This is a genomic window from Streptomyces sp. NPDC049627 (assembly GCF_044465645.1).
GTDB lineage: Bacteria > Actinomycetota > Actinomycetes > Streptomycetales > Streptomycetaceae > Streptomyces.
The window spans coordinates 172,746-197,346 of record NZ_JBITLW010000005.1 but is presented as its reverse complement, the minus strand read 5'-3'; the positions used below and the strand labels follow the sequence as shown (position 1 = coordinate 197,346).

General features: G+C 71.6%; 23 protein-coding genes, 1 other RNA gene and 3 pseudogenes. 18 read left to right on the top strand and 9 right to left on the bottom strand.

All coding sequences use genetic code 11. The features are described 5' to 3' along the window. Positions 1–16 precede the first annotated feature (16 nt). Together ACIBU0_RS15355 and ACIBU0_RS15350 are read right to left on the bottom strand one after the other, a co-directional pair. Positions 17–601: a hypothetical protein gene (locus ACIBU0_RS15355; RefSeq protein ID WP_398817405.1), complete on the bottom strand. Its 585-nt coding sequence runs from the start codon at positions 599–601 to the stop codon at positions 17–19. Further along, positions 598–1,365 (bottom strand): MerR family transcriptional regulator, encoded by a 768-nt coding sequence (locus ACIBU0_RS15350; protein WP_398817402.1) that lies wholly within the window; start codon positions 1,363–1,365, stop codon positions 598–600. Before ACIBU0_RS15350 ends, ACIBU0_RS15355 begins: the two co-directional genes overlap by 4 nt. Before the next feature lie 182 nt (positions 1,366–1,547). Between ACIBU0_RS15350 and ACIBU0_RS15345 the strand changes: the two are divergent. From ACIBU0_RS15345 to ACIBU0_RS15325, 5 genes and pseudogenes are all read left to right on the top strand, one after another. Next, positions 1,548–1,940: pseudogene (locus ACIBU0_RS15345) on the top strand (Uma2 family endonuclease); the annotation flags it as partial. 44 nt (positions 1,941–1,984) lie between these two features. Next, positions 1,985–2,809 (top strand): helix-turn-helix domain-containing protein, encoded by an 825-nt coding sequence (locus tag ACIBU0_RS15340; protein ID WP_398817399.1) that lies wholly within the window; start codon positions 1,985–1,987, stop codon positions 2,807–2,809. 19 nt (positions 2,810–2,828) lie between these two features. Next, a pseudogene (locus ACIBU0_RS15335) lies at positions 2,829–3,608 on the top strand (DMT family transporter); the annotation flags it as partial. 103 nt (positions 3,609–3,711) lie between these two features. Further along, positions 3,712–4,119: RNase P RNA component class A (gene rnpB, locus ACIBU0_RS15330), an RNA gene on the top strand. Between the two features lie 343 nt (positions 4,120–4,462). After that, a pseudogene (locus ACIBU0_RS15325) lies at positions 4,463–5,188 on the top strand (sensor histidine kinase); the annotation flags it as partial. Positions 5,189–5,596: 408 nt separating this feature from the next. On the opposite strand, the gene ACIBU0_RS15320 reads toward ACIBU0_RS15325, so the two are convergent. Then, positions 5,597–6,202: a DNA-binding response regulator gene (locus ACIBU0_RS15320; RefSeq protein WP_398817396.1), complete on the bottom strand. Its 606-nt coding sequence runs from the start codon at positions 6,200–6,202 to the stop codon at positions 5,597–5,599. A 262-nt stretch (positions 6,203–6,464) separates the two neighbouring features. On the opposite strand from ACIBU0_RS15320, the gene ACIBU0_RS15315 reads away from it, so the two are divergent. Continuing rightward, the gene (locus tag ACIBU0_RS15315; RefSeq protein ID WP_398817392.1) at positions 6,465–7,409 is read left to right on the top strand and encodes an MBL fold metallo-hydrolase; all 945 of its coding nucleotides are present in this window, start codon (positions 6,465–6,467) and stop codon (positions 7,407–7,409) included. On the opposite strand, the gene ACIBU0_RS15310 is transcribed toward ACIBU0_RS15315, so the two are convergent. Beyond that, positions 7,379–7,891, bottom strand: coding sequence for a flavin reductase family protein (locus ACIBU0_RS15310; protein ID WP_398817389.1), 513 nt, complete (start codon positions 7,889–7,891; stop codon positions 7,379–7,381). The genes ACIBU0_RS15315 and ACIBU0_RS15310 overlap by 31 nt on opposite strands. A 184-nt stretch (positions 7,892–8,075) precedes the next feature. Between ACIBU0_RS15310 and ACIBU0_RS15305 the strand changes: the two genes are divergently transcribed. Then, positions 8,076–9,659 carry an acyl-CoA carboxylase subunit beta gene (locus tag ACIBU0_RS15305; protein WP_398817386.1) on the top strand — a complete coding sequence of 528 codons (1,584 nt, stop codon included), beginning with the start codon at positions 8,076–8,078 and terminating at the stop codon, positions 9,657–9,659. 179 nt (positions 9,660–9,838) lie between these two features. Further along, the gene (locus ACIBU0_RS15300; protein WP_398817383.1) at positions 9,839–10,648 is read left to right on the top strand and encodes a BTAD domain-containing putative transcriptional regulator; all 810 of its coding nucleotides are present in this window, start codon (positions 9,839–9,841) and stop codon (positions 10,646–10,648) included. An 83-nt stretch (positions 10,649–10,731) separates the two neighbouring features. Here ACIBU0_RS15300 and ACIBU0_RS15295 read toward each other — a convergent pair whose 3' ends face one another. Then, positions 10,732–11,160 (bottom strand): nuclear transport factor 2 family protein, encoded by a 429-nt coding sequence (locus ACIBU0_RS15295; protein WP_398817380.1) that lies wholly within the window; start codon positions 11,158–11,160, stop codon positions 10,732–10,734. A 231-nt stretch (positions 11,161–11,391) separates the two neighbouring features. On the opposite strand from ACIBU0_RS15295, the gene fabG reads away from it, so the two are divergent. The 4 genes from fabG (at position 11,392) to ACIBU0_RS15275 (ending at position 14,950) form a co-directional block, all read left to right on the top strand. Beyond that, on the top strand, positions 11,392–12,177 hold the full coding sequence (gene fabG / locus ACIBU0_RS15290; RefSeq protein WP_398817378.1) for a 3-oxoacyl-ACP reductase FabG: 786 nt from the start codon (positions 11,392–11,394) through the stop codon (positions 12,175–12,177). Next, the gene (locus ACIBU0_RS15285) at positions 12,177–12,914 is read left to right on the top strand and encodes an SDR family NAD(P)-dependent oxidoreductase (RefSeq protein ID WP_398817375.1); all 738 of its coding nucleotides are present in this window, start codon (positions 12,177–12,179) and stop codon (positions 12,912–12,914) included. Before fabG ends, ACIBU0_RS15285 begins: the two co-directional genes overlap by 1 nt. A gap of 47 nt (positions 12,915–12,961) precedes the next feature. After that, positions 12,962–13,996, top strand: coding sequence for an LLM class flavin-dependent oxidoreductase (locus ACIBU0_RS15280; RefSeq protein WP_398817372.1), 1,035 nt, complete (start codon positions 12,962–12,964; stop codon positions 13,994–13,996). A gap of 105 nt (positions 13,997–14,101) precedes the next feature. Next, positions 14,102–14,950, top strand: a complete 849-nt coding sequence (locus tag ACIBU0_RS15275; RefSeq protein WP_398817369.1) for a DUF6081 family protein — start codon at positions 14,102–14,104, stop codon at positions 14,948–14,950. A gap of 117 nt (positions 14,951–15,067) precedes the next feature. Here the strand turns inward: ACIBU0_RS15275 and ACIBU0_RS15270 are convergent, their stop codons facing one another. Then, positions 15,068–16,240, bottom strand: coding sequence for an acyl-CoA dehydrogenase family protein (locus tag ACIBU0_RS15270; protein WP_398817366.1), 1,173 nt, complete (start codon positions 16,238–16,240; stop codon positions 15,068–15,070). Then, complete coding sequence (locus tag ACIBU0_RS15265) at positions 16,240–16,650, bottom strand: DoxX family protein (protein ID WP_398817364.1); 411 nt, start codon at positions 16,648–16,650, stop codon at positions 16,240–16,242. Before ACIBU0_RS15265 ends, ACIBU0_RS15270 begins: the two co-directional genes overlap by 1 nt. A gap of 281 nt (positions 16,651–16,931) precedes the next feature. Between ACIBU0_RS15265 and ACIBU0_RS15260 the strand changes: the two genes are divergently transcribed. Beyond that, positions 16,932–17,810, top strand: coding sequence for an NmrA/HSCARG family protein (locus ACIBU0_RS15260; RefSeq protein ID WP_398817361.1), 879 nt, complete (start codon positions 16,932–16,934; stop codon positions 17,808–17,810). Between the two features lie 11 nt (positions 17,811–17,821). Then, on the top strand, positions 17,822–19,027 hold the full coding sequence (locus ACIBU0_RS15255) for an acyltransferase family protein (protein ID WP_398817358.1): 1,206 nt from the start codon (positions 17,822–17,824) through the stop codon (positions 19,025–19,027). Positions 19,028–19,052: 25 nt separating this feature from the next. On the opposite strand, the gene ACIBU0_RS15250 is transcribed toward ACIBU0_RS15255, so the two are convergent. Next, the gene (locus ACIBU0_RS15250; RefSeq protein ID WP_398817356.1) at positions 19,053–20,540 is read right to left on the bottom strand and encodes a DHA2 family efflux MFS transporter permease subunit; all 1,488 of its coding nucleotides are present in this window, start codon (positions 20,538–20,540) and stop codon (positions 19,053–19,055) included. A gap of 110 nt (positions 20,541–20,650) precedes the next feature. Here ACIBU0_RS15250 and ACIBU0_RS15245 point away from each other — a divergent pair, with 110 nt between their 5' ends. Both ACIBU0_RS15245 and ACIBU0_RS15240 read left to right on the top strand, forming a co-directional pair. Then, on the top strand, positions 20,651–21,370 hold the full coding sequence (locus ACIBU0_RS15245) for a TetR family transcriptional regulator (protein ID WP_398817354.1): 720 nt from the start codon (positions 20,651–20,653) through the stop codon (positions 21,368–21,370). Beyond that, the gene (locus ACIBU0_RS15240) at positions 21,367–21,798 is read left to right on the top strand and encodes a PPOX class F420-dependent oxidoreductase (protein ID WP_398817351.1); all 432 of its coding nucleotides are present in this window, start codon (positions 21,367–21,369) and stop codon (positions 21,796–21,798) included. The genes ACIBU0_RS15245 and ACIBU0_RS15240 overlap by 4 nt, the downstream gene beginning before the upstream one ends. Before the next feature lie 117 nt (positions 21,799–21,915). On the opposite strand, the gene ACIBU0_RS15235 is transcribed toward ACIBU0_RS15240, so the two are convergent. Then, entirely contained in the window at positions 21,916–22,860 is a 945-nt protein-coding gene (locus ACIBU0_RS15235) for a TIGR03619 family F420-dependent LLM class oxidoreductase (protein WP_398817348.1), read from the bottom strand. Between the two features lie 255 nt (positions 22,861–23,115). On the opposite strand from ACIBU0_RS15235, the gene ACIBU0_RS15230 reads away from it, so the two are divergent. Both ACIBU0_RS15230 and ACIBU0_RS15225 read left to right on the top strand, forming a co-directional pair. Next, complete coding sequence (locus tag ACIBU0_RS15230) at positions 23,116–23,982, top strand: SAM-dependent methyltransferase (RefSeq protein WP_398817346.1); 867 nt, start codon at positions 23,116–23,118, stop codon at positions 23,980–23,982. A gap of 3 nt (positions 23,983–23,985) precedes the next feature. Further along, positions 23,986–24,546 (top strand): hypothetical protein, encoded by a 561-nt coding sequence (locus ACIBU0_RS15225; RefSeq protein WP_398817344.1) that lies wholly within the window; start codon positions 23,986–23,988, stop codon positions 24,544–24,546. Positions 24,547–24,601 lie beyond the last annotated feature (55 nt).

Here is a 24,601-nt window from a genome sequence, read left to right as displayed (position 1 = left end):
GGGCCAGTGCTGCGCTTCACGCGGGCGCGACGGCCGTACTCTCCCGGATTTCCTCTACGAGACGGTCGGGGTCGTCGGCGTGGAGGCGGACCAGGTGGACGTCGCGTCGGCGGCCGAAGAAGGTGAAGTGGGCGACGGGCTCGCCGAGTTGGAGCGTGACGGTGGTCTGCGAGCCCACGGCGACGTCGAGTTCTCCGTCGGTGCGCGCGTGAGTGGTACGGAACTCGCGCCGCACGCTCGCAATCGTCTCCAGCGGTATGCGCAGATCGACGTGGACGGCACGCCGGACGCGCAGGCAACCGGAGTCCAGCACGTGCGGCCGTACGACCGAGGCGGCATGCAGCCCGATGACGATCACGACGGTGTACGCGTCGAGGGCGAGCCACACCCGGTGCACGGCCGGAAAGTCCCGCAGCAGCACGGACATGGTCACCGACTCGACCACGCACACGAACGCGAACCCGAACATCATCGGCCCCTGCCCGCGCGCATAGCCGAAGGCGAGCCCGCCCTCCGTGAGGTGCCGACGCCGGGTCATCCAGAGCACGAGGCAGAAGAGCAGCCGCAGTTCATGCCGGACGAGTGCACGTACGGCCGTCACGGTCCCTCCTCGGTGAGCAACCGCAGGGTGCGGCGGATCGCCTCGGCCTGCGCCGGGGCGAAGTCGGCGTAGAAGGCGCGAAGGAAGCCGTTGTCCTGGTCGATGTCGGCCTCCGCGAGCAGTTCGCGGGGAATCAGGTCGGCGAGCAGCCGGGCGGCCTCGGCCACCCGCGGATCGTCGGGCTCGGCGTCGGCGAGGTCGTCGAGCAGCGCGTAGGCCTCGTGCGCCCGCGCCACGGCATCCGGAGTCGCGAGGGCGCTGCTCCACAGGGACATCAACTGCTCCCGGACCTCCGGTGAGGCGGCCGTGTCGAGCAGCGCGAGGATCTCCCGGTCCTTGGCGGCCATGGGGGAGTCGGACAGGCCGGATCGGCCGGACAGCCGGCCGGTCCGGGCGAACAACTCACTCAGCTCGGGCGAGACGGGCCCCTCGGCGGGCAATTCCTCCGCCTCCAGCAGCGCCCGAAGCCGGACCCGCCGCTCCCGGATCGCCGCCTCCTGCCGGGCAAGATCCTCATCCAGCTCGCTCAGCACCTCGACGAGATCCTTCCCGGCATCCTCGGCCAGCACGTCCCGCACCTCCGCGAGCCCCAGCCCCAGCTCGGTCAGCCGCCGGATCCGGGCGAGGACGACGGCGTGCCGCAGGGTGTAGTCCCGGTAGCCGTTCGGGCGCCGCTCGGGCTCGGGCAGCAGCCCCTGATGGTGGTAGTGCCGCACGGTCCGCGTGGTGACGCCGACGGCGGCGGCGAGTTCTCCGATCCGCATGGGATCAGTAGAGACGTTGACGTTGCGGCAGGGTCAAGGGAGCGGTCCGGCGGACTGCCGTACAGGTGACCCGCCGCTGTTCCGTTCCGGTGAGCGGCTGCAGGGGCGTTCCATGGACGCCATGGCACAGGATCCGATCAGGCAGAAGCTCCTGCTGGACTGGTTCGTCGACCTGGACACCCCGGACCGAGATGCAGTTCTCCGCGAACAAGGGGCTGCAGCTGAAGAACGCGGAGGGTTACCCACAGGACCACGTCATCCCGGACGGAACGTTCGCTCCCAGGGAGCTGAGGCTCTACCGGGGGGCCGATCCCTGGATGCCCTGCGCAGGCGTCGCCATGGTGCTGGAGGTCACGTCCTCGAAGCCGGGGACCGACCGGGAGATCAAGCGCCGCTGCTACGCCCGCGGTGGCATCCCCTTGTACCTGCTCGTCGACCGGAACACCTCCTGGGCCACGCTGTTCAACGACCCGGAGTCGGGCGACTATCAGGAGCACCACGCCGTCGCCTTCGGCAGACCGCTCGCGCTGCCCGAGCCTTTCGCCTTCGACCTGCACACGGCGGACTTTCTCTGAGGCTCACTGTGTTGCACTGCCAGTAGGACCGAAGGAGGTGCGAAGTGGGCGAACAGGCGCTGTGGACCAGGGCGAGGCTGGGCCGGGGCGGGCCGGCGCTCGATCTGCTGACGGCCCGCTTCGACCGGCACGTCTACGCCCCGCACGCCCATGACGAGTTCACGATCGGCGTGTGCGTCGGCGGCAGCGAGGTCATCGACTACCGGGGCGGCCGCATACGTCCCGGCCCCGGCTCCATCGTCGTACTCGCACCGGGAGAGATGCACACCGGCGCCCCGGCGGCCTCCGACGGCTACGCCTACCGAGCCCTGTACGCCGAGACGTCGCTGCTCACGGACGGCACCCTGGGCACGACCGTCCCGTACTTCCCCGACCCCCTCCTCGACGACCCGGACCTGGCCACCGCCCTGCGCATCACGCACGCCGAACTCGCCGCCTGCACCGACCCTCTGGAGGCCGAGTCCCGCATCCCCTGGCTCCTGACGGCCCTGACCCGCCGCCACTCCACGGCGCGCGCGGCGAGCGACCGGATCCCCGGCGCCGACCGCATCGCACACGCCGTACGCGACCGCCTGGCCGACGAGCTCACGTCCCCGCCCTCCCTGGCGTCCCTCGCCACCGACCTGGGCCTCTCCCGCTACCAGCTCCTGCGCGCCTTCCGCACGACGATGGGGATACCGCCGTACGCCTGGCTGGCACAGCACCGCGTGAACCGCGCCCGCAGCCTCCTGGACACCGGCCTGCGCCCGGCGGAGGTCGCCGCCCTGGTCGGCTTCGCGGACCAGGCCCACCTCACCCGCTGGTTCCGCCGCGTCCTCGGGGTGACTCCGGCGGCGTACCGCAACAGCGTTCAAGACGCGGGAGCATGACCCGGCCGAAACTCGCGGCATGACTGCACGCGGCTGGTTTCTGTTCGCCCTGATGGGCGTGATCTGGGGCATCCCGTACCTGATGATCAAGGTGGCGGTGGAGGCGGTGTCCCCGTCGGTGGTCGTCTTCACCCGATGCGCCCTGGGCGCCGCCCTGCTCCTGCCGTTCGCGATCCGGCAGGGCGGCCTGATCAGTGCTGTACTCCGGCACTGGCGCCCGATGCTGGCCTTCGCGTGCATAGAGATCATCGGCCCCTGGTGGACCCTGACGGACGCCGAGCGCCACCTCTCCAGCTCGACGGCGGGCCTGCTGATCGCGGGCGTGCCGATAGTCGGCGTGGCCTTGGCGCGCTTCTTCGGCGGGGCGGAGCACCTGGGCGTCCGTCGGCTGACCGGCCTGCTCCTTGGCCTGACCGGGGTGGCGGTCCTCACGGTCCCGCACCTGACGGGCGGCGACGCCCGCTCGCTGGCGGAAGTGCTGCTGACGGTGCTGGGCTACGCGACGGCCCCGCTGATCGCGGCGCGATGGTTGAGGAACGTGCCGTCGCTCCAGCTCACAGCGGCCTGCCTGACCCTGGCCGCCCTGGTGTACGCCCCCGCGGCCGCCCTCACCCGGCCGGCCGAGATGCCGTCGGCCTCGGTGCTGGCGGCCCTCGCCGGCCTGGGCGTGATCTGCACGGCGGTCGCCTTCGTCGCCTTCCTGGAGCTGATCAAGGAGGCGGGCCCGACACGGGCGACGGTCTTCACGTACGTCAATCCGGCGGTGGCGGTGGCGGCCGGGGCCCTGTTCCTGGACGAGACCCTGACGGCGGGAGTGCTCGCCGCCTTCGTCCTGATCCTCGCCGGATCAGTCCTGGCGACGGCCGCACCCCGCAGGCCGGTAACATGGTCGACACGGCAGACGAGCCGGGCGGACGGCCGCGTGGAGTCCCCTTGACGGGGGGCTTCCCGAGGAACGTCCGGGCTCCACAGGGCAGGGTGGTGGCTAACGGCCACCCGGGGTGACCCGCGGGACAGTGCCACAGAAAGCAAACCGCCCAGCGCTTCGGCGCTGGGTAAGGGTGAAACGGTGGTGTAAGAGACCACCAGTGCCCAGGGTGACCTGGGCAGCTAGGTAAACCCCACCCGGAGCAAGGTCAAGAGGAGCGCTGTAACAGGTGCTCTGCGCGGACGTTCGAGGGCTGCCCGCCCGAGTCCGCGGGTAGACCGCACGAGACCGGCGGCAACGCCGGTCCTAGATGGATGGCCGTCGCCGGGGGGTTCGCGAGGACCCCTCGGAACAGAACCCGGCGTACAGCCCGACTCGTCTGCCGCTCTACGTTTACGCAAAGAGCCGCTGGCCCGCGGGTTCTTCCGGATGTCCAGGTGCGGCACGCCGCTCCGGCCTGCTAGCGGAAAACCCCCTTGAGCACCGCCGGCACGGCGTCCTGGCTGATCACCGGCGAGCTGCCGGCCCGTCGGGCGACCGGGAGCTGCGGCCGCACTGAGTCGCCGTGGAGGCGATGGTGGCCGTACATCCCGAACCGATTGCCGAGTTCAATGTCCTATTCCGGACACCACCCACCTTGCCTCACCCCCCGGTCTCATCAAAGCAATCAGGGCCACATGTTAGGCTTTTAACGAGATTTCTCGGAACCTACTTGCGGGGGAATTATGGTGACGAAAATCCTTGGTGAGCAGCGACCTTCGCGCCTTGCCTCGCACCTCATGTGCGCCATCCAATGCAGCGTGGCATTCATGATCGCTCTCAACCTTCTGGCCTCGCATCCACGAACCTACCAACTCACCGGTTTTTTTGCCGTTCTGCCGCTGGTCGGTGCCGTCCAGGCCGTTCATTGCGCACCCGCTGCGCATGAGTTACGCAAGCGCTACGGAAAGCTGACCCTGATATTACAGGCCCTGCTCACGTTTATACCGCCGATGTTTTTCGGTCTCAATTGGGTGGGATTCGCCGGCCTCCTGGCCGGCGCGATTTTGTTGGTTCTTGAACCACCCTTGTCCATAGGGTTGCTGGCCGCGGTGTGCATCGCCGCCAGCGCCATCGCCGTCCTCTTCGGTAGCCGAATCTTCGGCGTTTCCTGGCTGGTCGTCTCGATATTGATGATCGGGACGATGATCTACGGCCTCGGCCGCGTCGCGGAACTCGTGGCCGAATTGCACCGGACCCGTGGCATGGCGACCCGGCTGGCCATCGAGCAGGAACGGCTGCGGATGGCACGGGACCTGCACGATGTGCTCGGCTACAGCCTGTCGGCCATCACTCTCAAGAGCGAACTGACCATCCGGCTGGTGGGATCGAGCGACGACCGGGCCCGGACGGAACTCCTGGAGATCCTGCAGATCTCACGCGAGGCGCTCGCCGACGTGCGCTCCATGTCCCGGGGTTACCGGAACATGCGAATCGCCGACGAGACCGCCTCGGTGCGCGGTGTCCTGCTCGCGGCGGGCATCGAGGTGTCCACGGACATGTCCGCGCGCGGCCTTCCCGCCGAGACGGAGACGGTCCTGGCCACCGTTCTCCGCGAGGGCGTGACCAACCTGCTCAGGCACAGCCGGGCGAAGCACTGCCGCATCGTCCTGCGGGAGGAGGACGGCCGCGTACGCCTGACCGTCTCGAACAACGGGGTCGTCCCGGGGGCCGGGAGGACGGACCGGCTGGGCGGCGGGCTGGACAACCTCACCGAGCGGCTGACGCGGGTGGGCGGACGACTGCGCGCGACCGCGGACACCGACGGCTGGTTCCGCCTCGTCGCCGACTGCCCTGCCGGTCCCCGGCAGGGCGTGGCCTCAGATCCAGCCGGCGTCCCGGGCGATCCGCACCGCGTCCAGACGATTGCGGGCGCCCAGCTTGCTCACCGCCGAACTCAGGTAGTTCCGGACGGTACCGACGGCGAGGTGGAGCTGAGCCGCGATCTCCGAGACCTCCGCCCCTTCCGACGCCAGTGACAGGACGTCGGACTCCCGCTCGGTCAGCGGATGCTCGTCACGATGCCAGAAGGTGAAGGCCAGCCTGGTGTCGATCACCCGTTGGCCGGCCGCCACCTTGCGTATCGCCGTGGCCAGTTCCGACGGCGGGGCGTCCTTGAGCAGATAGCCGAAGACCATCGCGTTCATGGCCCGGCGCACGGTGCCGGGCTGGTCCATGCCGGTGAGCATCACGGTCCGGCAGTCCGGCAGGTGTTCGTGCAACTGGGTAGCGGCCTCGATGCCGTCCACGCCGGGCAGGCCGACGTCGATCACGGCGACGTCGGGGCGGTGCGTCAGACCGGCGGAGAGGACCTCGCGGCCATCGGCCACTTGCGCCACGACGCTGAGGTCCTGCTCCATCTCCAGCAGCGCCACCAGCGCCCCTCGCACCATCCCCATGTCCTCGGCGAGCAAGACGCGAATCACCCAAGCCTCCCCGTTCCCCGCAGCATTGATGCTCCTGGTGTCACTCAGTGTCCGTGGCGTGCGCCGAACGGCACAACAGGCCCGGCCGAGTGCGGATGCGCGACGCTTCGCGGGGCCGCGTGCGCCGCACGCCCGGACCGACCGTGTGTCGGGCCACGGCCTGGGCGTTTCGGGTTCGAGCCGTACTCGACCCGGTACGGCGAGGGTCGTACCGGAACTCGAACCCCGCGATGACCGCGGCAGCCCCCGGGAGGCCCCTGTGATGACACCGCGTGCGACATCCGACGAACAGCACGGCCGGACGGCCCCGGACGACGCGTCGCTGGAGGAGGTGGCGGACGGCATCTTCGCCTACGTCCAGCCGGACGGCGGCTGGTGCCTGAACAACGCGGGCCTCGTCGTCTCCGACGGCAGGGCCGCGCTCGTCGACACCGCCGCTACCGAGACCCGGTCCCGCCGCCTGCGGGAGGCCGCGCGCGGCGTGACGGCGGCACCTCCCGGCATCCTGGTCAACACCCACTTCCACGGCGACCACACCTTCGGCAACTTCGTCTTTCCCGAGGCGCTGGTCGTCGGGCACGAACGGACCCGCAGCGAGGTGCTGGCAGCCGGGCTGCACCTCACCGGCCTGTGGCCCGAGGTGCGGTGGGGTGCGCTCCACCTCGCGCCCCCGACGCTCACCTACCGCGACGGCGTGACCCTGCACGTGGGCGAGGTGCGCGTCGAGGTGCTGCACCCGGGCCCGGCGCACACGACCGACGACTCGGTCGTGTGGCTCCCCGACCAGAAGGTGCTGTTCACCGGAGACATCGTCATGTCGGGTGTCACCCCGTTCTGCGCCATGGGGTCGGTCAGCGGATCGCTCGCCGTCCTCGACCGGCTGCGGTCGCTGGGCGCCCGTACCGTGGTGCCCGGCCACGGCCCGGTCGCGGGCCCCGAGGTGTTCGACGTCGCCGAGGACTATCTGCGGTGGGTCCAGGCGACGGCGCGGAACGGCATGGCCGCGGGACTCACCCCTTTGCAGGTCGCCCGCGACTGCGACCTGGGGGACTTCGGCGGGCTCCGCGACTCCGAGCGGCTACTGCCGAACCTGCGCCGCGCCTATGCGGAGGCCCAGGGTGCGGCTCCGGGCGCGCCGCTGGACATCGGGGCACTGTTCGCCGAGATGGTCGAGTTTCACGGCCGGCTGCCCACCTGCCGGGCCTGAGGCGTCCACACCTCGAACTGCCCCTGGTGGTACAGCACGGGCGACCGCGGCAGCACCTCGGCCCCCTCCACCCGGCCGATCAGGACCCAGTGGTCGCCCGCCTCCACGGTCTGCACGACGACGCACTCCGCGTACGCCAGCACGGCGTCGACGAGTACCGGGGCGCCGCCCGCGACGGCCGACGGCATCCACCGCAGTCCCGCGAACTTCCGCTCGGAGCGGCCCGCGCAGACCCGGGCCGCCTCCTGACCGCCGTCGGCCAGCACGTTCAGGACGAACGAACCCGACGTCAGCAGGGCGTCCAGGGTTTGTGACTGCTTGTCCACGCAGACCAGCAGCAGCGGCGGCCTGGCCGACACAGCCGACACCGCGTTGCAGGTCAGCCCGCGGGGCATGCCGTTCGCGTCCATCGCCGTGACGACCGACACCATCGTCGGGAACGAGCCGAACAGTTCACGAAAGCGCGTCACATCCACGGCCATGCCGTCTCACCTCACGTCGGTGGGTCGCAACGCCGATTACGCTTTCGGCCGCGGCTGGAACCCCGCTGGACCGCCCCTCGAGGACGGCTGCGGTCCACCCGCCTTCGACCGGGCATCGAGGCGGTCACCTCAGAGTCGGCGCCGGGACGGACACACCGTCAGCGCGTCGACGAGGAGGCATCCGATGACCACCGCTCAGGAAAGGCCGCCGGCCGTCTCGCCCCAGCGGCGACTCGTGGCGGAACTGCGCACCGTCCGGCGTCAGGCACGACAGGGCCCGAGCGAGAAGGCGACCGAGGCGCAGCACGCCAAGGGCAAGCTGACCGCGCGGGAGCGCATCGACCTGCTGCTGGATGAGGGCTCGTTCACGGAGGTGGAACCGCTGCGGCGGCATCGGGCGGTGGGCTTCGGCATGGAGACCAGGCGGCCCTACACGGACGGAGTGGTGACCGGCTGGGGGACGGTGCACGGCCGGCCGGTGTTCGTGTACGCACACGACTTCCGGCTGTTCGGCGGCGCTCTCGGCGAGGCCCACGCGGCCAAGATCCACAAGATCATGGACATGGCCGTCGCAGCCGGTGCCCCGCTGGTCTCCCTCAACGACGGCGCGGGCGCCCGTATCCAGGAGGGCGTGCTGGCGCTCGCCGGTTACGGCGGCATCTTCCAGCGCAACACCAGGGCCTCCGGTGTCATCCCGCAGATCAGCGTCATGCTGGGTCCCTGTGCGGGCGGAGCCGCGTACTCTCCGGCTCTGACCGACTTCGTCTTCATGGTCCGCGAGACCTCGCAGATGTTCATCACGGGCCCGGACGTCATCCAGTCGGTCACGGGCGAGAAGGTCGGCCACAACGCCCTCGGCGGCGCGGACGTGCACGCCGAGACCTCCGGCGTCTGCCACTTCGCCTACGACGACGAGCACGCCTGCCTCGAAGAGGTCCGCTACCTGTTGTCCCTGCTGCCGCAGAACAACCGCGAGCACCCGCCGGCGGCCCCACCGGACGATCCCGCGGACCGGCGGTGCGAGGCGCTGCTCGACCTGGTTCCGGTGGACGGGAACCGTCCGTACGACATGGCCCGGGTGATCGAGGAGATCGTCGACGACGGCGAGTACATGGAGGTCCACGAGCGATGGGCGCGCAACATCGTCTGCGCACTCGCCCGGCTGGACGGGCGGGTCGTCGGCGTCGTCGCCAACCAGCCGCAGGTGCTGGCCGGAGTGCTCGACATCGAGGCGTCCGAGAAGGCGGCGCGGTTCGTGCAGATGTGCGATGCGTTCAACATCCCGCTGGTCACCCTGCTGGACGTGCCCGGATTCCTGCCGGGCGTCGACCAGGAGCACGGCGGGATCATCCGGCACGGCGCGAAGCTGCTGTACGCGTACTGCAACGCCACCGTGCCACGGATCTCCGTGGTGCTGCGCAAGGCCTACGGGGGCGCCTACATCGTGATGGACAGCCAGTCCACCGGGGCGGACCTGACCTACGCCTGGCCGACCAACGAGATCGCGGTGATGGGAGCCGAGGGCGCGGCCAACGTCATCTTCCGCCGTGAGATCGCCGCGGCCGACGACCCGGACGCGGTACGCGCCCGACTGGTCAAGGAGTACAAGGCCGAGCTGATGCATCCCTATTACGCCGCCGAGCGGGGCCTGGTCGACGACGTCATCGACCCTGCCGACACCCGGGAGGTGCTCACCCGGTCCCTGGCGATGCTGCACACCAAGCACGCGGACCTGCCCGAGCGCAAGCACGGCAACCCGCCCGCCTGAGACGGACACCACCGCAGGCAGCGGTGGTGGGCGGCCGTTTGTGAAGAACGCACATGCCGGGTGAGGTGTTCACGGCGGAGTCGTGACGTGTGCACTGGGCCCCGTGAGGCACTGAGTGACATGCTCGGCGTGCGACCGAACACGACATGAGAACCTGATGTGAATGGGGGACATACTCAGTGGACATCGAGGTGTTGGGGCAGTTCTCGGTCCGCGAACGCGCCATGTCGATCGTGCCGAGCGCCGGCAAGCCCAGGCAGATCCTGGCTCTGCTGACGCTGCGCGCCGGGCACTTCGTCCCGGTGCCCACACTCATGGAGGAGGTCTGGGGGAACGACATCCCGCGCAGCGCGGTGACCACCCTGCAGACCTACATCCTGCAGCTCCGCCGCAAGATCACGCGGACGCTGCCGCCCGACTCCGCTCTGTCCGCCAAGGATGTGCTGGTCACGTCCCTCGGCGGGTACAAACTCGCCGCGCCCCTCGAGACCTTCGACCTGAGGGAGTTCGAGCGGCTGGCCGCACGCGGCCGAGCCGCCCTTGAGGCGGGGGACGCGCGTGCCGCGTCCGTCAGCCTGAGCCGGGCACTGGCCTGCTGGAAGGGGCCGGCACTCGCGGACGTCCCGGTGGGGCGGGTGCTGGAGAGGGAGCTGCTCGGCATCGAGGAGAGCCGGACCCAGGTTCTGGAGCAGCGGATCGAGGCCGACCTGCGGCTGGGCCGGCACGCCCCCCTCCTGGGGGAGCTGCGGACCCTGGTGGCCCACCACCCCATGAACGAGAATCTGTGCGCCCTGCTGATGATCGCGCTGTACCGGTCCGGCAGCGGCTGGCGGGCGCTCTACGCATTCCGTCGGCTGCGCGAGACGCTGATCGAGGAACTCGGCGTGGAACCGTCCTCCCGGCTGCAGCGGCTGCACCAGGCGGTGCTCAGCGGCGACCCCGCCCTGGAGACGGGCGACTGGGAACGGATGGGACGACTCGCCGGTTGATCACGGGCCGACGGCGACGGGGCCGGGGCGGCGGGCGGGGAGGTCCCGCTCCCGGAACCCCCGGCCCTTGCCTTCTCCCGACCTCAGAACATCTGGTCGTGCGTGACCAGCCTCGACTTGGTGAGGATGCCCTCCTCGCCGGTCACCAGCACGTCGTGCACCACGCAGCTCGGCGCGATCTCCGGCTTGCCGCCCGGTCGAACCGTGACCACCAGCGCGTAGACCGTGGAGCGGATCGTGCCGTCGGGCTGTGGCTCCAGGGCGACGTGGTTGAACCAGTGGCGGCGTTGGACCGGATCGTTCTCGAATCGGCGGTTGAACTCGACCAGTTCCGCGACGATGCCCGGCCGGGTGATCGCAGGCGTGGCGTCCGGCGAGTGCTGGAAGGTGCCGTCCTCGGTGAAGGTGGCGGCGTAGTCCGCGAACCGGCCGGCGTCCAGCGCCTGCATCTGGTGCGCGTAGAAATGCTGGATCTGCGAGTACAGGTCGGTGCGGACCGGGGTGGCGGTCATCGGCTCCTCCAGGGCTGCAGGTGCGAACGGCTGATGCCGCACCCACCGTGCCCGGCTCGCCTCGAGAGCAGCTTGAAGGACGGTACGACGTCCCTCGGTTCCGATATGCCACCGCCCGCCCGGCTCCATCTCCCTTCCACTCCGCCTCTAGTCCCGCCGGTCAGTCTCGGTCCGCAGGACGCGCAGGCCCCACAAGGGGCGGTCGTCGTCGAGGACGCGCAGGGAGGCAGCATGACGGAGGCAGTGCGACCGGTGGCGTTGGTGACCGGTGCCACCAGCGGGATCGGCCTGGAGATCACCGGTCGGCTGGCGGGCCGCGGCGCGAAGGTCTTCATCTGCGCCCGCGGCTCCGTGGAACTGACCCGGGTGATCAAGGAGTTGCGGGACAAGGGCCTGGAGGTCGACGGGACCGTCTGCGACGTGAGCGACCCCGAGCAGATCCGAGGGTATGTCCGCGCCGCGGTGGAGCGGTACGGACCGGTGGACGTCCTCGTGAACAACGCGGGCCGCAGCGGCGGTGGCGCCACCGCCGAGATCCCCGACGAGCTGTGGCTCGACGTGATCAACACCAACCTCAACAGCGTCTTCCTCATGACCAAGGAAGTGCTCAACGCAGGCGGCATGCTGGACCGGGGGCGCGGCCGGATCATCAACATCGCCTCCACCGGCGGCAAGCAGGGAGTCGTCCACGCCGCGCCCTACTCGGCGTCCAAGCACGGGGTGGTCGGCTTCACCAAGGCCCTCGGCCTGGAACTCGCCCGCACCGGCATCACGGTCAACGCGGTCTGCCCCGGCTTCGTCGAGACGCCGATGGCCGAGCGGGTTCGCGAACACTACGCGGCCATCTGGGGCGTGGACGAGCGGGAGGCGCACGACCGCATCACCACGCGCGTGCCGCTCGGCCGGTACGTGGAGCCCCGCGAGGTGGCCGCCATGGTCGAGTACCTGGTCGGTGACGACGCGGCGGCCGTGACGGCCCAGGCGCTCAACGTCTGCGGCGGACTGGGGAACTACTGATGACCGTCGCACGGGTCGCACTCGTCACCGGCTCCTCCTCCGGTATCGGCGAGGCCGTCGCGGTCCGGCTCGCCGCCGAGGGGATCCGCGTCGTCGTCAACTCCGCGCGGTCGGTGGAGGCCGGCGAGAAGGTCGCCGCCGCTCTGCCCGACGCGATCTACGTACGGGCCGACGTCTCGGACGAGACAGACGCCCGGAACCTCGTCGACGCCGCCGTCGCGCACTACGGGCGGCTCGACATCCTGGTCAACAACGCCGGCCTCTCCCGGCCGGTGCCGCACGCCGACCTGGAGGCGGTCACGCCGGACCTCTGGCGGGACGTCCTCGGCCTCAACGTCATCGGCACCTGGCAGACGACGGTTGCCGCGATGCCGCACCTGGCCCGGGCCGGCAGCGGATCGGTGGTGAACGTTTCCTCGATCGCCGGCAGCCGCCCGGCGGGCAGCTCGATCCCGTACGCCGTGAGCAAGGCGGCGATCGAGCACATGACCCGGCTGCTGGCGAACGTGACCGGACCCGCGGTCCGTGTCAACGCGGTCGCTCCCGGCCTGGTCGAGACGCCGTGGACCCAGGGCAAGGACTTCTTCGTGCCGATCGCGCAGAAGGTACGGGAGAGCACGCCGCTGCGCCGGGTGGGCAGGCCCGAGGACGTCGCCGAGGCCGTGCTGGCGCTGGCCGACGCCGCGTACACAACCGGGCAGGTGCTGCTCGTGGACGGCGGCGCGCACCTCATCTGAAGAGTCATGAGCGTCTGGACGTCCGGGATCCTGTCGGGGAGTTGACGATGCGACTTGCGGCGAATCTGGTCTATCAGGGCGCGGGGGAACTCGCCCGCGCCGCCGAGGCCCTGGGGTACGAGCTCGTGCTGGCCCCGGAGGGCTACCGGTCGGACGCGGTCAGCGTGCTGGGTCTGGTGGCGGCCCGGACCGAGCGGATCGGCCTGGCCTCCGGCGTCATGCAGATTCCGGCGCGCCCGCCGGGTCTGACCGCCCTCACCGCGGCCACCCTGGACGCGCTGAGCGGCGGCCGGTTCCGGCTGGGCCTCGGAGTGTCCAACCCCGATGTCTCGGACGGCTGGTACGGAGTGCCGTTCAACCGGCCCCTGGAGCGGACCAGGGAGTACGTCGACATCGTCCGGCAGGCGCTCGGCGGTGCCCCCGTGACCTACCGGGGCAGGCACTTCCGACTGCCGGCCGACGGCCGTGACGGGGCGCCGCTGCATGTGCTGACCGAGCTGCCGCGGCCCCGCATCCCCGTCTACCTGGCGGCAGTCGGGCCCCGCAGCCTCCGGCTCGCGGGGGAGATCGCGGATGGCTGGTTGGGGGTGTTCACCCCGCCCGACGCGGCGGCCAAGGCCGTCATCGAGATCCGTGCGGGCCGGGAGGCGGCCGGGCGGGCCATGACCGGCTTCGAGATCCTGCCCAGCCTGCCCGCCTCGGTCGCGGACGACGTGCCCACCGCGGTGGACGCGTTGCGCGGCCAGTACGTCTACCTGCTGGGCATCGGCGACCCGGCGCACAACTTCTACTGCGCACTCGCACGCGGGATGGGCTACGCCGACGAGATCGAGGTCTTCCACGAGCGGCTGGCCGGTGGCGACCGGGCCGGTGCGGCGGCCGCGCTGCCGCTGGACTTCATCGACCGCACCTCGCTCGCCGGCCCGGTGCCCCGGCTCGCCGACCGGATGCGGGCGTACGCGGAGGCCGGCGTGACCACGCTGGGCGTGATGGTGTCCGCGGCGGCGACGTCCCTGGAGGGGCGGCTGCGGATCCTGCGCGCCGCGGCGGAGGCGCTGGAGATGTCGGGAGTCGGCGACTGACGCGGCGATCTCGCGGGCCGGCAGACGGGCGGGTGACCGCCCGCGAGAAGGTCCGCGCACGAAGGGACAGCGCCCGGCCGGGCGTGGGAAGCGGGAGGCACGGTGATGGACGCACGACACAGCGGTACGGGCGTTCCGACGGACGTCCAGGACGAGTCGGTGTTCGCCGACGAGTTCCGGCTCGCGGGGCCGGAACGGGAACGGGTCGGGCTGCCGCCGGGGTGGCTCGCCCGTCCCGCAGCCGGGCTGCCCGCCGGGGACGGGAGGGCCCGCATCACCCCGGAGGGCCTGGTCGTGGCGCCGCCGGGCACCGATCCGGCGACCGGTCTGCCCCGGTTCGCGGCACCCCCGCCGGCGGCTGCCGCGGGCCACCTGCGCTGGGCCGCCTTCGCCGACACGACCACCGCGCCGGGATTCGTCCTGCGCGACGGGGAGGTGTTCACCGCTCACATGGAACTCGCCGCCCAGATCTACGGACCCGCTTCGGTGACCGACATCGGCTCGACCGACACCCGGGCCGGGATGGGCGGCATGCTCTGCGTGGACTTCGGCTCCGGTCTGGCTCTCGACTTCCTGCTCACCAACGACCGGGTCTGGGTGCTGTACGAGCGGCTCGGCCGACCCGGCACCGGCCACGGCACCTTCACCTACGAGATCCCGGTCGCCGAGCGTTCGCCGGACCGCCGTCATCAGTGCGCGATACGGGTCGACCGGGCCCGCGGCACGGCGACGTGGCTGCTGGAGGGCGTGGAGGTCTTCTCGGTGCCGGACCTCGGCCGCCGCCTCCCGTCCCGCTGCGCCCACCTCACCCGGTCGGCCGACGGCCCCGAGGAGAGCGTCCGGCCCGACCGACTCGCCCTGGGCATGGGCCTGTTCAGCGAACTTCCGGAGGGCCCCGGCGTACGCCTGACGGTGCGCCGGTTCGCGGTCTCGCGCTCCGTCCCGACCCGCTGACACGGCCACCCCACCCGCGACAGCCCTCCCGCGACGCCCCAGCCTGCCGGACACCAAGGAACCCGCCCTCCCCCGCATCGCCGCGTGGGGAGGGCGGGTCTGGTGTCGTACCGCCTGTCAGGCCTCCGCCCGTGCCGCCAGCACCGCCTGCGCGTAGGCCGTCGCCGCCGGTTCGAAGCGCAGCACCAGGTGGCTCACCGCCGCGCTGACGTCGCGCCAGCCGCGTTCGAACGGACTGCCCTCGACCTGGGCGGCCGTTCCCGCGGCCCTGAACAACCGGTCCGCCGCGGCCAGCAGCAGCTCCGCGGCGAGCGCGCAGTCCCGGCCACCGCGCGCGGTGAGCAGCTGGTCGAGCACGCCCCCATCCGCCGCACGAGCGGTGCGGTCCAGCAGCAACTCGGCCCCGTCCACCTCCCCGGCCGCGCGAGCCAGTACCCCGTGCCGCAGCGCGTTGTCCGCCAGCCGGGGATCGCCGCCGCCTGTCGCCTCGATCCGGGGTGCGGCCCAGCGCGTCCACTCGGCCAGCAGCGCCCGTGCGGCACCCAGCACCGGCGCCGCGAAGGACAGGCCGTTCACCGCCTTCAGCGGCACCCGGGCACAGGTGGTGGGCGCGTCCGGGCACTCGCCGTCCAGCACGGCCGCGCGGGTGCACACCCGGTGGTCGGGAACGTACACGTCGTCCACACAGAGGGTGTTGCTGCCGGTGCCGCGCATCCCGACGGTGAACCAGGTGTCCCGTGTCGCGTACGCCTCGCGCGGCAGCGCGAAGTAGCGCGGCACCTCGGCACCGTCCTGCGCCGTCCGCGCACACACCAGGGCCCAGTCGGAGAAGTCGACGCCGCTGACGTAGGACCAGGTGCCGGTCAGCCGCCATCCGCCGGCCGACCGCTCCGCCCGGCCGAGCGGCATCAGTGCGCCGACCAGCAGCGTGTCCGGGCCGTCGGACCAGATCTCGGCCTGCCCCTGGCGGGGCAGGTGCGCCGCCATGCGCGGCACGGTGGCGGCCAGGGCGGCGACCCAGGCGGCGGACGTGCATCCTTCGCCGACGCGGGCGACCGCGGCCAGCAGGTCCGTGAACGTACCCTCGGCGCCGCCCCAGCGGGCCGGAACGAAGTGCCGCCCGAATCCCGCCTCCGCCACGGCACGCACCACGTCGGGGTGCAGGCGCCGCTCCCTGTCCGCGTCCGCCGCGTGCTTGCCCGCCAGCGACGCCAGGTCGCGGGTGCGCTCGACGAGTGCGGGTGGAGCCGTCGGCGGCACCACGGCTCGGGTCTGTCCGTCGTCCGACATCAGATACCCTCCCCGCCGCCCGGCAGCGACCGCCGGGACGAGGCCGCGGCGGCGATCGCGAGGCCGCCGAGCAGGCTGACGTTCTTGAGGAACTCGTTGCGCTGCATACGCCGTCGCGCCGGGTCCGACTGGCGCCAGAAGGCGTGCACGGTCACTGTCGTCGGCACCAGGCAGGCGATCAGCGCGCCGCCGCCGAGCACCGGCGCGATGCCGCTGCCCAGGGCCAGTCCGCCGACGATCATGCCGGTGGCGGTCGCCCGGGTGGCGGCCTCGGGCAGCGGAATGCCGTACTGCCTGGCGAGTTCGGGCAGTGGGCCGGGCTCGCGGAGCACGCCGTAGCCGCCGGCGACGAAGCTCGTCGCCAGCAGCGGCCGGGCCAGCCGGCTGATGAGCTGGGGTCCTTCAGGCATGGGCCGCCTTCTCCTTAGCGTTCAGCGGTGGGTCTTCCGGGTTCACGGGCTCTGTCGTCGGGCGCGCCGATCCCGAGGCAAGGCTTCCGGCGAGGTCTCGAAGAGCGCTCGAAGACGGCTCGCACTCCGTCCGGGGCCGCACCCGGGTCCGGTACTCGCTGCCGTACCGGTGTCGACCGCACATCTCGAGTCGGATTCGAGCGGTGGCGGTGACGCTGGCCGCGAGCCGCCGGGCGCACCCGTGCTCCGCGGCGCAGCGCTGGCTATCCGAGGAGACCGCGATGACGGCAGACGACAAGCGATGGATCCTGGTCCTGGGCGCGACCGGCCGCCAGGGCGGCAGCGCCGCCCGGCATCTGATGGACCGGGGCTGGACGGTGCACGCGTTCGTGCGTGACCCCGACAAGCCCGCCGCCCGCGAACTGGCCGCCAAGGGCGCCGTGCTGGTGTCCGGCGAGTTCGACGACCGCGAGGCGGTCCGGTCGGCCCTGGCCGGTGCCCACGGTCTGTTCACGGTGTTCACCCCGACCCACGGCAACGGCCTGGACGGCGAGGAGCGGCATGCCCGGCTGCTCGCCGAGGAGGCCGGCCGGGCCGGCGTCCGCCATCTCGTGCACAGCTCCGTCGGCGGCGTGGAGAAGCCGGGCGGTGTGGGCTGGCGGGAGACCAAGCTCCGCGCCGAGCAGGCGATCGGCACGGCGGGCGTGCCCACCACCTTCCTGCGCCCCGTCTACTTCATGGAGAACTTCCTGGATCTGCCGCCCGAGCCCGACGCGGACGGCACGCTGGTCTTCCGCCGCGCCCTGTACCCGCACACGAAGCTGCAGGTGATCGCCTCCCAGGACATCGGCCACTTCGTCGCCGACGCGTTCGACGACCCGGACTCCTTCGTGGGGCGCAGCCTGGAGGTCGCCGGTGAGGCGCTGACCGGCCCGGAGATCGCGAACGCCTTCGCCGCGTACACCGGCCGCCCCGCGCGTTACGAGTTCATCCCGCTCGAGGAACTGGCCAAGAAGGACATCTGGATGGCGAAGACATTCGAGTGGTTCAACGACATCGGCTACCGGGCGGACATCCCGGCACTGCGCGCCGCACACCCGGACCTGCTGACCTTCGCGGACCTTCTGCGCCGCAGCGGCTGGACGCCGCCGAGCAGCTGAGGGCGGCGCTCATGGACACGACCGGCTCCGTGCAGACGGTGGCGCAGTCGCGCCGCCCCGCCCTGCCGACCCTCACCGGAATGCGGTTCGTCGCCTCCGGGATGGTCTTCTTCTCGCACGCCTTCTTCATCCTCCTGCCCGCGAGCTGGATCTCGGGCACCGGCCCGGGCTTCTGGTGGAGCGCCGCCGGCTCGACGGGTGTGTCGTTCTTCTTCGTACTCAGTGGCTTCGTCCTGACCTGGTCGGCGCGGCCGGGCACCACGGCACGCGCCTTCTGGCGGCGACGGCTGTGCAAGATCTACCCCACCCACCTGGTGACCGCGCTGGCCGCGGTCGTGCTGATGCTGGGATTCGGCGACGCGTTCACGGCCGGCCAGCTGGTGCCCAATCTGCTGCTCGTGCAGTCCTGGATCCCGAGGTACGACGTCCTGACCGGCATCAACCAGGTGAGCTGGTCGCTGTGCAGCGAGTTGCTGTTCTACGCCGCCTTCCCGTTCCTGCTGCCGCTGGTGAACCGGCTCTCCGCCCGGGCGCTGTGGTGGGGTGCGGCGGCCGCGGTGGTCGCCGTGTGGAGCCTGCCGGTGCTCTCCTCGGCCTTCCTGGACGGCGGCCCGCACCTCTCGCCCCGCATGGACTACTCGGTCACGCAGCTGTGGTTCGTGTACTTCTTCCCGCTGGCGCGGGCGTTCGAGTTCGTGCTCGGCATGTTCCTGGCCCGGCTGGTGATCCTCGGCCGCCGGCTGCCGGTGGGGCTCGGGCCGGCCGCGCTGCTGTTCCTCGTCGGTTACGTCGGCGCGCTGTACGCCCCCGGCCAGTACGGCACGGTCGCCATGACCATCGTGCCGCTGGCCCTGCTCATTCCGGCCGGGGCGGTCGCCGACCTGGAAGGAGAGTTCTCTCCCCTGCGCGGGAGGGTGGCCGTGTGGCTGGGCGAGGTGTCCTTCGCGCTCTACATGGTCCATCAACTGGTGCTCGGCTACGGCGCCCGGGCGATCGGGTTCGGCATGGGACTGTCCGGCTGGCAGGCGGCGGGACTCAGCCTGCTGTTCCTGGCCGCCTGCCTGCCGGTCGCCTGGCTGCTGCACTCACTGGTCGAGATGCCGGTGATGCGACGCTGGTCCCGCTCCCGCCGGCCCACGGCCGCGCCGGGCCCGCGGGAGCGGGAGACGGTGCCGCGGGCCGAGCGGACCGCGGCACCCTCCTCGGACACCGCGTGAGCCAGGTGGTGCGGCCTCGGCCTGCTCAGGCCGTACCGACGCCGTCGACGGCGGCCTGCCCGCTGCCGTGGGACGACGCCTCGCTCTGATGGCGGCGGCGTTCGACCGCCGCCATCAGCAGGGTCGGCAGCACGGCCAGTACGGCGGTACCGAACACCCACCAGAACGCGGTGCCGAACGCCGACGCCTGGTCGGCCGGCCGGGTGCTGCCGACCAGGTGCTGCTGCAGCACGACGACGAACACGGCCGTACCCATGGAGCCGCCGACCCGCTGCGCCATGTTGAGCTGAGGCGTCGCGTCGTTGACCTGGCCCGGGTCGAGAGCCTGGAAGGCCGCCGTCATGGCCGGCATGACGGACAGACCGATGCCCAGGCCCCGTACCACCATGGCCAGGCCGAGCAGCCAGTACGAGGTGTCGCCCCCGATGAGGACGAACGGCACACTGGCGACCACGCTGACCGCCGCGCCGATCACACAGGTAACGCTGCCGATCTTCTCGAACAGCCGGCTCGACAGCCCCATGGCGACGGCGGCGCCGATGCCCTGCGGGGCGAGCAGCAGGCCGGTCGTCGCGGCGTCCTCGTGCCGGACCACCTGGTAGTAGAGCGGCATGAGGATCATTCCGCCGTAGGTGGCCGCGCCGAAGACGAAGGTCACGAACGAGGCGGCGCCGAACAGCCGGTCCCGGTAGAGCCGTACGTCGAGCAGCGGATGCCGCACCCGCAGCGCACGCAGCACGAAGCCGGCGGTCAGCGCCGCCCCTGCCAGGAACGGGCCGAGCACCTGGACCGATCCGAGCCCGTTGTCACCGCCCGCCTCGGACAGTCCGAAGGTGATGCCGACCATGCCCAGGGAGACGAGGACCAGGCCGGCCGTGTCCAGCGGCCCGGCGTCCTCGCCCCGCCGGTCCGCGGGCAGCAGACGCAGCGCGAGGGCCAGACCGGCCGTGCCGAGCGGCAGGTTGATCAGGAAGATCCACTGCCAGCCGGCGTGATCGAGCAGCAGGCCGCCGACGGTGGGGCCGAAGACCGGGGTCAGCACCATCGGAATGCCGACCGCGCCCATCACCCGGGCCAGTCCCTGCGGCCCCGCCGCCGTGACCAGGATGATCTGCCCGGCCGGAATCATCATGCCGCCGCCGATGCCCTGGAAGGTCCGGGCGACGATGAGGGCCCAGGCGCTGTCGACCAGCCCGCAGGCCACCGAGGCCAGGGTGAACAACAGCAGTGAGGCCACGTAGAGGCGCCGTGGGCCGACCTTCCGCGCGGCCCACCCCGTCATGGGAAGGACGGCCGCCTGGGCCAGCAGATAGGCGGTGACCACCCACTGGATGGTCGGGAGGGAGCTGTCCAGCGCCGACGACAGCGAGTCGAGGGCGACATTGACGATGGTCGCGTCCAGGAAGGCCAGTACGGCGCCGACGAGTACGACGATCACGGCTCGCCGCGCCTCGGGCGTCAGCCCCGGCTGTTCCGTCGTGCGGTCGGGTTCATTGCTGGGGGAAGCTGTCACGCCAGCAGTCTCAACCGACTGTTCTCTTCTGTCAAACGGATGGTTGATTAAGTGTTGTAGTTGGCTGATTCAGTCAGGTGGATGGTTGACGGGTTTGCTAGGCTGCCGTCATGACCTCGACGACCGGCCCGACGGCCGAGGAGACCCCACCGGCAGCGAGCGGACGGAAGGGGTCGCGCCGTTCCCCCACCCCCGAGGAGCGGCAGCGGGACGCCGAGCGATCCCGGAAGGCCCTGTGCGAGGCCGCCCTGGACGAGTTCGCCGAGAAGGGGTTCGCAGGCGCCCGCGTCCAGGACATCGCTGCCCGCGCGGGTGTCAACAAGCAGCTGATCAACTACTACTTCGGCGGAAAGGAAGGGCTGTACCGCGAGATCCAGCGCGGCTGGGCGGAGCAGGAGACGGTCTTCGCCGACCCGGACCTGCCGCTGGAGGAGGTGGCCGCCCGCTACCTCGAGGCCGGCCTCGCGGACCCGCGCCCGGCCCGGCTGCTCATCTGGCGGGGCCTGACCGCCGAGTCGACGGCGGACGACACCTACGACGACGCCACGCTCGGCCAGGACGTGGCCAACCTGCGCCACGCCCAGGAGCGCGGCGAGATCGCCGCCGACCTCGACCCGGGCTTCGTCCGGCTGGCGCTCATGGGCATCATCCTGGCTCCGGTCGTGCTGTCGCAGACCGCCCGGCAGGTGACCGGCCTGGACCCCGACTCACCGGAGTTCCAGGAGTCCTACGGCGAGCAGCTGCGCCGGCTCATCCGCCACCTCGGCGGCACCGCAGCGCAGTCCCCACAGCAAACCGTGACCGAACCCGACGAGGGGAGCCCCCGATGACCGTGCCGTTCAGCGAGGTCGAACTGAGCTATCTGGCCGCGCAGGGACACGGCCGCCTGGCGACGGTCGACCCGTCCGGGCGGCCGCAGAACCGTCCGGTCAGCTTCGTCCTCAACACGGACACCGGCACGATCGACATCGGCGGGCCGAACCTCGCGGCCAGCCGGAAGTTCCGCAACATCGAGGCGCATCCGGCGGTCTCGTTCGTCGTCGACGACTTCGCGCCCGCCGGGAGCGTGAACTCCCCGTACCGCGGGCGGGGTATCGAGATACGCGGCCGTGCCGAGGCCCTGCGCGGCCTGACGCCACCCAACCCGTACTTCAGCGGCGAGCTGATCCGCATCCACCCGGTCCGCGTCATCGCCTGGAACGTCGACCCCGACGCCCCCGGCGTGCACGCCCGCGACGTGGCGACGGCCGCCGGCTGAGAGCCTGTGTCGCGTCCCCGGCCGCACCGGACGCCGCGCGCTGATCCGGCCGGGGAGGCGACACAGGCTCTGACGCCCGTACCGGCGATGAGCGTCAGCCGGCGTGGCGCTCCCGCGTCACCAGTCCTGCCGTGTCAGCTCAGCGAACCGCGCCAGCCTGGCGATCTCGGCGTCCGCACCGCCGGCCCCCCGCCGGTTGGACAGCGAGATGTGCGTGACCCCGGCGTCCCGCCATACGGCCAGCCGCGCGGCCCACTCCTCCTCGGGCACCAGCTGCAACGGGATCCGCGCCTCGATCCCGAAGGCATCCTCGTCCCGGCCGTACCGGGCGACGAGTTCGCGCAGCCGCGCGACGACCTTCAACCCGGCCTCCGTGTCCCGCATCAGCGGCCCGAACATCCTGAAGCCGTCCGCCACGCGCGCCATCCGGTCCAGGACGACAGGCCGTGGCACACCACCCCCGGCGAAGTCGCCGCCGCCCATCCACACCGGCAGCCGCCGCGCGGGACGGGGGTTGAGCGCCACGTCCCGCAGCTGCACCAACTCACCCCCGTAACTGACCGCCGGCTGCTCCCACAGCAGCCGCATCGCCTCGATCTGTTCCTCGATCAGCCGGCCGCGCACGGCCGGATCCACGCCCAGGGCGCGGACCTCCTCCCGGTTCCAGCCGACGCTCACCGACAGCCTGAGCCGCCCACCGGACAGCAGGTCCACCTCGGCGGCCTGCTTGGCGGCGAGGGCCACCGGCCGCTGCGGCAGCAGGACGGCGGCGGTCAGCTCCACCCGGGACGTGACCGCCGCGAGATAAGCGGCCTGCGTGAACGACTCGTGCCAGGGGGCGCACGGGGAGATCTCCGAGGGCCAGTCGTCCGTCCGGGCCGAGATCACGTGCTCACCGAATCCCAGGTGGTCGTAGCCGAGATCCTCGAAGGCCTGGGCGTAGTCGCGCAGTTCGGCCGGATCGTCGAAGTACGGCAGATCTCCGCCGACGCGCAGCCGACGCCCCGCCGGGCGGTCGGCGACGGCCGCCGGGTTTGCCTCCTGCCGCTGAGCACCAGTCACTGGAAACGACCTCCGTTCGTCGGTGCGGTGGTGTCGCACGTCCGTCGCCACGCTGGCCGAGGGAACTCGACCGGGGCTCAAGCATGGCTCGATCACCGCGGCCCGCACGAGGCGTGGTCCGGTCCGGCGACGGCTTTCGGCCGCTTCCAGCGGAAGTCGAGCGGCACCTGACACAAGTGGAGGGCGGCCGGCGTCCGGCGGCCGCGAAGACCCGACACACGCAGACCCGACACAGGGAAGGAAAGGGGAGCGCGCATGGACGAGCTCGACCAGGCACGACTCGGCGGCGCACCGCCACGGTCCGACTCCCTCCGGTTGCCGGAGGGAGTCGGACTGACGGCGGTCGGCGTGGCGCTGGCCCGGGCACGGGAGAGCGCCCGCGACGACCGGCTCTTCGACGACCCGTACGCCGAGGCGTTCGTGGACGCCGTCGGCGACGAGACGGTCGCGGGCATGAAGGTGTTCGGCAGTTACATAGCCCTGCGGACGGCGCTGTTCGACGACTATCTGCTGGCCGCGGCCCGGGGCGGCTGCACCCAGGTGGTCATCCTCGCCGCCGGCCTGGACACCCGCGCCCTGCGGCTCGACTGGCCCGGCGAAACCCGGGTGTTCGAGATCGACCTGCCGGATGTCCTGGCCTTCAAGTACGACGTCCTGGGCGAAGCCGCCGAGGCCGCCGGACACCGGCGCACCGTCGTCCCGGCCGATCTGCGTGAGGACTGGGGCGCCGCCCTGACGGGCGCCGGGTTCAGCGCACAAGCGCCGACCGCGTGGCTCGCGGAGGGGCTGCTGCCGTATCTGACCGACGCCGACAACGACCGGCTCGTCGACCGTGTCGGCGACCTGTCCGCGCCCGGCAGCCGGCTCGGCATCGAGGTCGTCAACCCGACCACCACCTACCGCGGCGACGTCAGCGGCTTCAAGCGCATGCAGTCCTCGATCGGTGCCCCGTGGCGCTCCACCCAACCCGATCCGTCAGGTTGGCTGATCCGGCACGGCTGGCGGCCCGCCGACGCACCGACCATGGAGGAACTGCACCGTCGCTACGGGCGCGAGGCGTTCCTGGACGAACGGACCGGTACCGGCGCAGGCGGCCTGGTCACCGCCGTGCGGGGAGGGTGACGGATGGCCGCGCCCACCACCCCGGCCACCGTGACGGTGGCGCTGACCTGCCAGGTGTACACCGAACCCGCCGGTGACACCCATGACATCCCCTACCGCCTCGGCTTCGCCGTCACGGCCCCCGACACGGTGCGTCCCGGCGAGTGGTTCACCGTCGCCGTACAGCCCGAACCGCTCACCTTCAGCCCCAGGTTCAGCAGCCGCGTCCGGGACCTGCGGCTGTGCTTCGTCCCTCCCCGGGGAGCCGGCGCGGGCGGCGCCGTGATGTCCGGGGGCAGCGGCCTCGGCGGCACGGAGCCGTACACCGCGCCGGCCGACGGCGCGCTGGTGCTGCACGCCCCCGGGCCCTTCGTCTCCGGTACGCCCTTCATCCTGCCGTGCCTGACCTGGACGGTGACGGCCGGCCCGGGTGGCGTGGTCGAGGTCGCGCTGGGCGGGCCGGACGGCACCGGCCCCGTATGGGGCTACCACTGGGAGCAGCCGTCGAAGGACATGAGCGGCGTCGTCACCGGCCGCCCCGACGGGACCGCCCTGCTCGCCCGAACCCGGATCATCCAGGGCTGAACAGCGAGGGCCCCGGCGGAGGTTCACCGCCGGGGCCCTCGTCCGCTCCTGCCCG